This window comes from Massilia sp. P2_C2, assembly GCF_056404615.1.
Window position 1 is genome coordinate 1 of the sequence record NZ_JBFUDR010000233.1, and the last position, 10,402, is coordinate 10,402.

8 protein-coding genes are annotated in these 10,402 nt (G+C 66.6%); 4 read left to right on the top strand and 4 right to left on the bottom strand.

The window, feature by feature from the left end; all coding sequences use genetic code 11:
• Window positions 1-284: 284 nt before the first annotated feature.
• Entirely contained in the window at window positions 285-1,190 is a 906-nt protein-coding gene (locus AC1DYX_RS22380) for a fused MFS/spermidine synthase (protein ID WP_477262918.1), read from the top strand.
• Here AC1DYX_RS22380 and AC1DYX_RS22385 read toward each other — a convergent pair.
• Entirely contained in the window at window positions 1,187-2,098 is a 912-nt protein-coding gene (locus tag AC1DYX_RS22385; protein WP_477262920.1) for an SDR family oxidoreductase, read from the bottom strand. The genes AC1DYX_RS22380 and AC1DYX_RS22385 overlap by 4 nt on opposite strands.
• Window positions 2,099-2,125: 27 nt before the next feature.
• Window positions 2,126-2,428, bottom strand: coding sequence for a Dabb family protein (locus AC1DYX_RS22390; protein WP_477262922.1), 303 nt, complete (start codon window positions 2,426-2,428; stop codon window positions 2,126-2,128).
• Between the two features lie 258 nt (window positions 2,429-2,686).
• Here AC1DYX_RS22390 and AC1DYX_RS22395 point away from each other — a divergent pair, with 258 nt between their 5' ends.
• The 3 genes from AC1DYX_RS22395 to AC1DYX_RS22405 all read left to right on the top strand — a co-directional run bounded on the left by AC1DYX_RS22395 (window position 2,687) and on the right by AC1DYX_RS22405 (window position 6,897).
• Window positions 2,687-3,787: a tyrosine-type recombinase/integrase gene (locus AC1DYX_RS22395; protein WP_477262924.1), complete on the top strand. Its 1,101-nt coding sequence runs from the start codon at window positions 2,687-2,689 to the stop codon at window positions 3,785-3,787.
• Window positions 3,788-3,918: 131 nt separating this feature from the next.
• A complete protein-coding gene (locus AC1DYX_RS22400; protein WP_477262925.1) occupies window positions 3,919-5,619 on the top strand; it encodes an MFS transporter in 1,701 nt (566 codons plus the stop codon).
• Between the two features lie 228 nt (window positions 5,620-5,847).
• Window positions 5,848-6,897 carry a glycoside hydrolase family 5 protein gene (locus AC1DYX_RS22405; protein WP_477262927.1) on the top strand — a complete coding sequence of 350 codons (1,050 nt, stop codon included), beginning with the start codon at window positions 5,848-5,850 and terminating at the stop codon, window positions 6,895-6,897.
• A gap of 17 nt (window positions 6,898-6,914) precedes the next feature.
• Here the strand turns inward: AC1DYX_RS22405 and AC1DYX_RS22410 are convergent, their stop codons facing one another.
• Together AC1DYX_RS22410 and AC1DYX_RS22415 are read right to left on the bottom strand one after the other, a co-directional pair.
• Entirely contained in the window at window positions 6,915-8,126 is a 1,212-nt protein-coding gene (locus tag AC1DYX_RS22410; RefSeq protein ID WP_477262929.1) for an MFS transporter, read from the bottom strand.
• Between the two features lie 81 nt (window positions 8,127-8,207).
• A complete protein-coding gene (locus AC1DYX_RS22415; RefSeq protein ID WP_477262931.1) occupies window positions 8,208-10,295 on the bottom strand; it encodes a 3-hydroxyacyl-CoA dehydrogenase NAD-binding domain-containing protein in 2,088 nt (695 codons plus the stop codon).
• Window positions 10,296-10,402: the final 107 nt, after the last annotated feature.

Here is a 10,402-nt window from a genome sequence, read left to right on the forward strand (position 1 = left end):
GCGGATGTGAGCCTGGTGGCGCAGAATATCCTGGTAAAGCGCCCTCGACAAACGGTCCCGAAGACAGCGCTTCCGGTCGAGCAGCCATGATGCCGACGCTCGTCATGCAGTGACTCGGCAGGCCAGTTTCGATGCCCCAGCCAGGTACGCAAAGGGGTGGTCCCGCAAGGGGCGCGCTGGACGAAGCGGAGCGATCATGCTACCATGTTTTGATTATAATTGTATTATCATGTAGTTTGCATCGTATGCATTATCGGCCATTACGCGCCTCGCGTCCCCCGCGCATGTTCGAACTGCGCCTGCGCACCACACTGGCGCAGATGGCAGCCGACACCGCGCTGCGGTCCGTGCCAGCGCGCCTGATGGCGCTGCTGCGCGACGAGATCGCCGCGATGCTGCTGGCGGACAACTTGCCGCCGAGCCCCCGCCACGTCGCCATGCTGGTCGACGACTTTGCGCACCTGGCCGATCTGTCGCGGCAAGCCCGGCCATTTCTTCGCCGGCAGGGCCACACGCTCGCGTTGCACTTTGATCTTTCCGCGCTGCAAAGCAAAATGTTGCTCGAAGCCCCGGACGATTTGATTCTCGGCTATACCCAGACCATGATGGGCTTCCTGCTGTTCCAGCCGGCCCCACGCAACATCGGGATGATCGGCCTCGGCGGCGGCTCGCTGGCCAAGTTCTGCTATCGCTACCTGCCGCACGCAGCCATCGCGGTGGCGGAAATCGACGACCAGGTCATCGCCTTGCGCGACGTGTTCCACATCCCCCGCGACGACGAGCGGCTGCAGGTGCGGCGCGTGGATGGCGCCGATTTTGTCCGCCAGGCGGCCGACCGGTTCGATGTGCTGCTGGTCGACGGTTTCGACAAGAACGGCCAGCCGCCGCAACTGTGCAGCCAGCGCTTTTACGACGACTGCTACCGGGCGCTGGCGCCTGGCGGGATACTGGTCGTGAACCTGCTCGCCGACGCGGCCGAGATACGCCAGTACCTGGATCGTTTGCACACGGCGTTCGACGCCGCGGTGATCGTGATCGATGCGCTGGACTGCGTCAACAAGATCGCGTTCGCCTGCCGGCACGACATCCTGGCCGTGGACGACACGACATTGACACGTCGCCTGGACGCGCTGCGAGACGATATCCCCGTGGGCCTGGATTGGACGGCGCGCAGCCTCTTTCCAGATTAACTGTCCGAACCCTGAATGCCCGCCTTCAACCGTACGGTGAACTGCGGTGTGGCCGCATACGGATCAGCCGGCGGCTGGCCGCGCGCGATGGCGTCCATGCGCTGGACCACGGCCGGAAGAAGCTGCGGATGGGTATGGATGTAGAAATCGCCGCGCCGGATGGCGTCGAACGTGATGCGGGCCACGTCGCCGGCCGTGACCTGGCCGGATGCGACGGCCTGTTCGAGCAGCGCGTGGCCCGACCGCTGGCTGGGCGTCGGCAGGCCGTCGTGGCGCAATCCGTCGGGGCGGTGCCGCTCCGAATGCGCGATGTCCGTCGGGACGAAATACGGGCACAGCACGGATGCCTTGACGGGCGCGCCGACGAGGCGCAGGTCGTGGTACAACGACTCCGACAGCGCGACGACCGCATGCTTGGACACGTTGTAGACGCCCATCGCCGGCGGCACCAGCAGCCCGGCCATCGACGCCGTGTTCACGATATGCCCTTCKTAGTCCGGTTCGTGCCGCGCGCACTCCAGCATCAGCGGCGTGAACACGCGCACGCCGTGGATCGCGCCCCACAGGTTCACGCCGAGCACCCATTGCCAGTCGGCGTCGGTGTGTTCCCATACGAGGCCGGCCGTGCCGACGCCGGCATTGTTGAACAACAGGTGCACGCCGTCGAAGCGGATCATCGCCGCATCCGCCAGTTCCTCGACGTGGGAGGCCTTGCTCACGTCGCAGACCATGGCCAGCACATCCGCGCCGGCATCGCGCAAAGCGCCGCTGACCTGCTCGAGCGCGGCCGCGTCGATGTCGGCCAGCACCAGCTTCATGTCCAGTCCAGCCGCCATCCGCGCGAACTCGCGTCCGAATCCGCTGCCGGCACCGGTGATGACGGCAACCCTGTTTGCAAAATGCTTCATGGCCTTCTCCCCCGGGCCGCCGCTACCTCAGACTTCGTAATCCATGCACTGGCGTCCTTCGCGGATCGCGCCGATGAACGGGACGACGGCCTGGTGCACCGGATGCTTGATATAGGCGTCGAGCGCGGCCTTGTCCTCGAACTCCGAATACAGCACGACGTCATAGGTGGCTTCCAGGCCGGGCTGGGCGATGACGACTTCGAACGTGTGTTGGCCGGGGACGATGTTGGCGCACTCGTCCAGGCGGCGTTTCATTTCGATGGCGTTGGCGGTGCGGTCGGCGCCTTCGGCGTGGTCTTTCAGTTTCCACATGACGATGTGCTTGAGCATGAATGTCCCTAGTTTGCGTTTGGATGATATGGCGCCGACGTTCGGCTTGCTGGAACGTCGTGTCGTCGATTCGCTATTATAGAAGCGATAAGGCGCCGGCGCCGGTTGCCTGGTGACTGGGTTGGGTTGTAGCGGGCCGTCAATCGGTTAGTTGCAAAACGCTGGTACAAAGCGTGCGCCCGTCACCGCCACACGCGCACCCTTGACCACTCCAGTCGGTTAGTTGCAAGATAGGCCGACATCGTTGACGGCACCGCCATGACACCACACCCCTCTCCAGCCGAATGGGACGCCCGTCCCTTCGATGCGTTCGCCGCATTCGTCGTCACGCCGGACTTCGTGCTCACATCCAGCCGCCAACGCGACCCCGTGCCGCTGCCGATCTCGGCCGAGTCCGCCGCGATCTATAAATTCATGTTCGGCAAGTTCGCCACGTGGATGCTGGAACACGGCGTGCGCATGTCGACCGTGAACGCGGCGGACCTGCGGCGCTTCATCGAGCTGTCCCACAACGGCCAGCGCGACCTCAACAGCAAGATCGCCTACCGCTACCTTCGCCTGCTGGAGCGCTGCTTCGATTACCTGGACCGGACGCCGAACCCGGCCCGCCAGGCCATCGCCGCGACCGACCGTGCCCACCTGGCCGAGGATGCGCCGATGCTGGCCCTCGGGCCGGACGACCTGCAGCGGTTCCTGGCCGCCCTCCCCGCCGGCCGCACGGACGACATGGAAAACCATGCAGGCTGGAAGCGCCGGCGCGACCGCGCAATGCAGATCGTGATGGCGCTCGCGGGCCTGCGCGTGGCGGAGACCATCGGCCTGCTGCTGGACGAAGTGGGCCGCCAGCCCGACATCGACGGCGCCATCGAGCTGAACATCACGCCCGAAGCGAAGCACCGCACCAGCTACGAGCACACGGTGAAACTGCCGCGCTCCGGCGTCGCCGAGCTGGCGGCCTGGCTGAAGGAACGGGAAGCGATGGAAATCCCGGGCGACCTTGTGTTCCCCGCGAATCCGGAGGGCGAACCGTTGCACAAGGCCACCGTCTACCGCCAGACGCGCGCCACGTTCGAGCGCGCCGGCATCGCCGTCGCGCGCGCGGGCGGGCGGACGCTGCGCAACAGCTTCACCGTCCAGCAGCTGGACCAGGGCATGCCGCGCAGCGAGCTGACGACGGCGCTGGGCCTGGCACTCGAGCGGTCGACGGAAGCCTACCGCTACGCCCGGTTGCACGAAGCGCCGGAGGACGAGGAGGCTGCGGAATCCGCGCACGATCCCGCAGCCGGGGCCCATCCGGACACGCCGGACGACGAAGCACCCGGCGCCGGCGCCGCGCCGGACGATCCGCACCGGCGTTAGCCGGCCCGGCGGCCGCCTGCCGTAAGCCACACGTAAGTTTCGAGCAAGCATGCCGTAAGCTTCCCGGCGCACAGTCGTCGGGTCGCCCGCGCCATCGGGTTACGCAAAAAAAATCATGACAGGAGACCACAATGGCAATCACACCCGGCATGGCCGCGCGCGGCAAGTCCGTGCCGTCACGCGTTGGCCTGACGAAGGAAGAACGCAAGGTCATCTTCGCGTCCTCGCTCGGCACCGTCTTCGAATGGTATGATTTTTACCTGTACGGTTCGCTCGCGACCGTGATCGCCAAGCAATTCTTCATCGGCGATCCGACCACGTCGTTCATCTTCGCTCTGCTCGCGTTCGCCGCCGGCTTCATCGTCCGGCCCTTCGGCGCGCTCGTCTTCGGGCGCCTGGGCGACATGATCGGCCGGAAATACACCTTCCTCGTCACGATCCTGATCATGGGCGGCTCGACGTTCATCGTCGGCCTGCTGCCCGGCTATGCGGCGATCGGCATCACGGCACCGATCGTCCTCGTCACCCTGCGCATCCTGCAGGGCCTCGCGCTTGGCGGCGAGTACGGCGGCGCCGCCACCTACGTGGCCGAACATGCGCCGGAGGGCCGGCGCGGCTTCTTCACCGCGTGGATCCAGACGACGGCCACGCTGGGCCTGTTTCTGTCGCTGCTCGTGATCACGGGCGTGCGCGCGGGCATGGACGCGGCCGCGTTCGACGCCTGGGGCTGGCGCATTCCGTTCCTCGTCTCCGTGTTGCTGCTGGCCGTCTCGGTCTGGATCCGCATGTCGATGAACGAGTCGCCCGCATTCGCGCGCATGAAGGCCGAGGGCCGGACGTCGAAGGCACCGCTGAGCGAAGCGTTCATGACCTGGAAGAACGGCAGGATCGCCCTGCTCGCGCTGCTGGGCGTCGTGATGGGCCAGGCCGTCGTGTGGTACACGGGCCAGTTCTACGCCCTGTTCTTCCTCACCAAGACGCTGAAGATCGACGACGCCACCGCCAACGTCCTCATCGCCATCGCGCTCGCACTGGCGACGCCGTTCTTCATCTTCTTCGGTTCCCTGTCGGACCGCATCGGCCGCAAGACCATCATCATGGCTGGCTGCCTGATCGCCGCGCTGACCTATTTCCCGATCTTCAAGGGGCTCACGCACTACGGCAATCCCGCGCTGGAGACGGCGCTCGCCAACTCGCCCGTCGTCGTCGTGGCCGATCCGGCGTCGTGCCACTTCCAGTTCAACGCGACGGGCACGAAAAAATTCCCGTCGTCGTGCGACATCGCCACCGCCCAGCTGACGGCCGCCTCCGTCAGCTACACGCGCGAGGACGCGCCGGCCGGCACCATCGCCGGCGTAAAGGTCGGCGACAAGGTCTATCCGTCGTTCAACGCGACGATGACCCCGGACGGACTGAACTTCGACCAGGCCAGCAAGGACCGCGAGGCCGCCCTGAAGAAGGACCTGGGCGCCGCGATCAAGGCCGCCGGCTATCCGGCCAAGGCCGACCCGGCGCAGTTGAACAAACCGATGCTCGTGCTGCTGCTGTTCGTGCTGGTGCTGTACGTGACGATGGTCTACGGCCCCGTGGCCGCGATGCTCGTCGAGATGTTCCCGACCCGCATCCGCTACACGTCGATGTCGCTGCCCTACCATATCGGCAACGGCTGGTTCGGCGGGCTGTTGCCGACGACCGCGTTCGCGCTCGTCGCGGCCAACGGCAATATCTATTACGGCCTGTGGTATCCGATCGTGATCGCCGTGGCGACAGCCGTCATCGGTACCCTGTTCGTGCGCGAGACCAAGGACAACGACATTTACGCGGCCGACTGAGCTCCACATTCGGGGTCAGAGCACATTTTCGAACAATTTCTCGGCTCGCAAGGAGGCCCGTCATAAAACCATTGAGGCGAAAGCCCCCTTTGGTAGCCGCATGAGCCTGCTTGCCTGAAGGCTCTTTCACAGAAAAGTGCTCTGACCCCGAATTTTTCCGCCGCACGCGTGAGCCTTGGCGAATGCCGTAGATAGCGCTACCATAGCACAACAACAATGGAGACTCGCATGCACAAGCTGCCCCGCCTGGCCGCCGCCCTCACGCTCACGTTCGCCACGCGGGCCGCGCTGGCCGATAATCCGCCGCCCAACCCGCCGCCGTCGACGCCGCAATTCACGGAACTTTCCGCGCACGACCAGGTACGCCAGATGGGCCGGGGCGTGAACATCATCGGCTACGATCCGTTCTGGCGCGACGACGCCCAGGGGAATTACAAGGACGAGCATTTTGCGAAGATCAAGGCGGCCGGCTTGTCGACCGTGCGTGTCGTCCTGTTCGCGTTCCGCGCGCTCGATGCGCAGAACCGCCTCGATCCGACATGGCTGAACCGCCTCGACTGGGTCGTCGCGACGGCGCGCAGGCACGGCCTCAACGTCATCATCGACGAGCACGATTTCGACGACTGCTCGAAGGACGTCGCCGCCTGCATGCCGAAGCTGAAGGCCATCTGGGCCCAGCTCGCGGAACGCTACCGCAACGAGCCGAACACGGTCGTCTTCGAACTGCTGAACGAACCGCACGGCCAGTTCGACGCCGCCACGTGGAACGCCAGCTTCCCGCAGGTGCTTGCCGTGATGCGCAAGACGAATCCCACGCGCAACGTCATCATCGGCGGCGTGCGCTGGAACAGCCGCGACACGCTGAAGGACCTGACTCTGCCGGCCGACGACAAACATCTCATCGCGACCTTCCACTACTACGATCCGTTCCCGTTCACGCACCAGGGCGCGTCGTGGGCCGACGAACCGATCCGCTCCACGACCGGCATCCGCTTCGGCAAGCCGGCCGAGATCGCGCAGATCGACAAGGATTTCGCGGCCGTGAAGGCGTGGAGCGAGGCGAGCGGCCGCCCCGTCTTCATTGGCGAATTCGGCGCCTACGACAAGGCCGCGATGGACGACCGCGTGCTGTGGACGTCGACCGTCGCCCGCACGGCCGAGAAATACGGCTTCGCTTGGGGCTACTGGCAGTTCTCCAGCGACTTCGTGCTGTACGACTTCAAGAAGAATGAGTTTGTGCAGCCGATCCTGAAGGCGCTGGTGCCGGCGACGCGCTGACGGCGCAGTGGATACGCTCATATGGCGGGCGGCAACCGCGCCACCCGCTCCCTGCCCCACGCCCGCATCCGGTTCGCCGACCACGCCGTCAGTATCGCACCGGCCAGCAGCACGAGCCGCGTGTCGACGAGCGTCAGCACGGCACCCGCCGCCGCCATCAGGATGTTCGCGAGGCAGAACGTCGTCGACAGCAGCCCCATGACGGCGCCCTGCCCGTGGCCGCCGCCGAAGCGGTCCGCGGCCCAGGCCTGCACGAGGGCGTTGTAGAACGCATGCGGCAGGCCGAACGCCATGATGCCCACCAGGCCCACCCACAGGTGGCCGACGCCCAGCGAGCCGATCGCCAGTGCCACGCACGCCGCGAGCCATGCCGCACGGCGCATCGGTTCGGCGCGGCTGGCGCGGCCCGCGAACAGCGCGGAACACGTCATCAGCCCGCACATGCCCACGTTGACGAGGGCAATCGCGCGGGTGTCGTAATGCCCCACCTCGACGAGCCACAACGGATAGAACTCGTAGAATGCGGTGACGCCGCACGTGTACGCGAGCTGCACGCCGAACAGCGCGCGCAGGCCGTCGTGGCGCAACAGGTTGAACGCGTGGCGCTCGCGCGCGACGCTCCACCACGACGGCCCGTGCGTGCGCGGCTTGCGCTCCAGCGCCACCCCGACGAGGATCGCGCCGAGCAGCAGCGCACCCGCCGCGATGTAGAACGGCACCGTCACGCCCCATGCGATCGTGAAACCCGCCAGCAAGGGGCCGAACAGCCAGCCCAGGTGCAGCGCGCCGTTCAACCAGGACAGCGCGTGGTTGCGGATAGGCCCCTGCAACCGGTCGGCCAGCATTGCCCGGACGATCGCGCTATGACCTTCCAGCAGCCCGGTGCCGAAGCGGGCGACGAGGAACAGCGGATAGGAACGACTCGCCAGCGCCCATGCCGTCAGCACGTGGCCGATGGCGGCGCCCAGCGCCGTCACGAGCAGCAGCGGACGGCGGCCAAAGCGGTCCGACAGCGACCCGAGCACGGCCGTACCCATCAGCAGGCCGACGGGATTGACCATCAGCGCCAGCGCGAACAGCAGCTTGGGCGGCAGGCCGAGGAAGTGCGTGAGGCTGTCCGGCGCACCGGTCACGAACAGCGGCGGCAGGATGGGATAAGGCAGCGACGCGCCCGTCGTGGACAACAGTCCGAGCAGGCAGGCGGTCGCGATCAGCAGGGCGTTCTTCATGTCGGCTCGGTCGTCGCGTTGGACCCAGCCTAGCACGAGTGCCGCCCTGCCCGCATCATGGGAATTCGGTGATCCAGGCCATCAGCCGTTGAACGTCCCGCCCTCGGCCGCCAGGCGCACGAGCAGCGGGGCCGGCGTCCACGCCTCGCCGTGGTAGCCGCGCGCATACCGTTCGATCGCCCCGAGCACGCCCGCCAGGCCGACTGTGTCCGCGTAAAACATCGGGCCGCCGCGGAACAGCGGGAAGCCGTAGCCGGACAGATAGACCATGTCGATATCGGACGCGCGCAACGCGATGCCCTCTTCCAGGATCTGCGCGCCTTCGTTGACGAGCGCGTAGACGAGGCGCTCGACGATCTCCTCGTCCGGGATCGCGCGGCGTTCGATGCCCAGCGACTGCGCGTGCCGCACGATCATGTCGTCCACGAAGGCCGACGGCTGCGGCGTGCGGTCGCCCGGCCGGTAGTCGTACCAGCCGCCGCCCGTCTTCTGGCCGAAGCGACCCTGTTCGCACAGCAGGTCCGCCGTCTTCGAATACTGGATGTCGGCCGACTCGACGGCGCGGCGCTTGCGGATAGTCCAGCCGACGTCGTTGCCGGCCAGGTCGCCCATACGGAACGGTCCCATGGCGAAGCCGAACGCCTCGATGGCCCGGTCCACCTGTTGCGGCAGCGCGCCTTCGTCCAGCAGGAAGCCGGCCTGGCGGATGTATTGCTCGACCATGCGGTTACCGATGAAGCCGTCGCACACGCCGGACACGACGCCCGTCTTTTTGATCTTCTTCGCGAACGCCAGTGCCGTCGCCAGCACATCCTTGCCGGTGGCCGCGCCGCGCACGATCTCCAGCAGCTTCATCACGTTGGCGGGGCTGAAGAAATGCAGGCCGATGACGTCCTGCGGGCGCGCCGTGAACGCCGCGATGCGGTCCAGGTCCAGCGTGGACGTGTTGGACGCGAGGATCGCGCCCGGCTTCATGATCGCGTCCAGCTGGCGGAATACGGATGCCTTCACGTCCATGTCCTCGAACACGGCTTCGATGACGATGTCGGCCTGGGCGATGTCCTCGTAAGCCAGCGTACCGCGGACCAGGGCGATGCGCTGCTCGGCCTTCTCCGGGGCCAGCTTGCCCCTGGCAACCGTGCTCTCGTAGTTCTTGCGGATCGTGGCGAGGCCCTTGTCCAGCGTCTCCTGCTTCATTTCCAGGATCGTGACGGGGATGCCGGCGTTCGCCAATGCCATCGCGATCCCGCCGCCCATCGTGCCCGCGCCCACGACGGCCGCGCTCCCGATCTCGCGCACGGGCGTGTCGGCCGGAACGTCCGGCACCTTGCTGGCGGCGCGCTCGGCGAAGAACGCATGGCGCAGCGCCTTCGATGCCGTCGTCTGCGTGAGGTGGATGAAGCGTTCGCGCTCGAACTTCAAGCCTTCCTCGAACGGTTTCTCGACGGCGGCGGCCACGGTCTCGACGCATTCGACGGGCGCCGGAAATGGTCCCGCCTCGGCCTGCACGCGCGCCCGCGCGGCCGCGAGGAAGGCCGCCGCATCCGGATGGTCGACGTTCAGGTCGTGCACCTTCGGCAACGGCCGCGCATCTGCCACGCGGCGTGCGAAGGCGATGGCGCCCGCGACGAGGTCGGTGCCTGCCTGCAGCACCTCGTCGAACAGGCGCGTGCCCGCCAGTTTTTCCGACAGGACCGGCGTGCCGGTCACGATCATGTCCAACGCCTTTTCGAGCCCAAGCACACGCGGCAGCCGCTGCGTGCCCCCGGCGCCGGGCAGCAGGCCCAGCTTCACTTCCGGCAGCGCGATCTGCGCGCCGGGCAGCGCCACGCGGTAATGCGCACCGAGCGCCAATTCCAGGCCGCCGCCCATGCACACGGTGTGGATCGCAGCGACGACAGGCTTGGCGGAATCCTCCACGGTGCGGATCAGTGTGTGCAAGGTGGGTTCCGTGAGCGCCCTGGGCGAATTGAACTCGCGGATGTCGGCACCGCCCGAGAATGCCTTGCCGGCGCCCGTGACGACGATGGCCCGGACGGCCGGATCGGCGGCTGCGCGGCGCAGGCCGTCGACGGCGGCGGTGCGCGTCGCCAGGCCGAGGCCGTTGACGGGCGGGTTGTTCAACGTGATGACAGCGACGTCGTCGTGGACCTGGTAGTCGGCGCTCATGAGTCTCCTTGCTTGGTGTCGTTATGGGTGCCGACAATATACACGACTAAAAAGAACGATCGTATTATTTGTTGCGTTGCACGCGTGGGCGGAGGCCGCCCACCCTA

Coding starts and splice junctions, on each gene's coding strand:
- AC1DYX_RS22405 (WP_477262927.1), top strand. CDS start 5,848: ATGCACAAGCTGCCCCGCCTGGCCGCCGCCCTCACGCTCACGTTCGCC.
- AC1DYX_RS22400 (WP_477262925.1), top strand. CDS start 3,919: ATGGCAATCACACCCGGCATGGCCGCGCGCGGCAAGTCCGTGCCGTCA.
- AC1DYX_RS22415 (WP_477262931.1), bottom strand. CDS start 10,295: ATGAGCGCCGACTACCAGGTCCACGACGACGTCGCTGTCATCACGTTG.
- AC1DYX_RS22390 (WP_477262922.1), bottom strand. CDS start 2,428: ATGCTCAAGCACATCGTCATGTGGAAACTGAAAGACCACGCCGAAGGC.
- AC1DYX_RS22380 (WP_477262918.1), top strand. CDS start 285: ATGTTCGAACTGCGCCTGCGCACCACACTGGCGCAGATGGCAGCCGAC.
- AC1DYX_RS22395 (WP_477262924.1), top strand. CDS start 2,687: ATGACACCACACCCCTCTCCAGCCGAATGGGACGCCCGTCCCTTCGAT.
- AC1DYX_RS22410 (WP_477262929.1), bottom strand. CDS start 8,126: ATGAAGAACGCCCTGCTGATCGCGACCGCCTGCCTGCTCGGACTGTTG.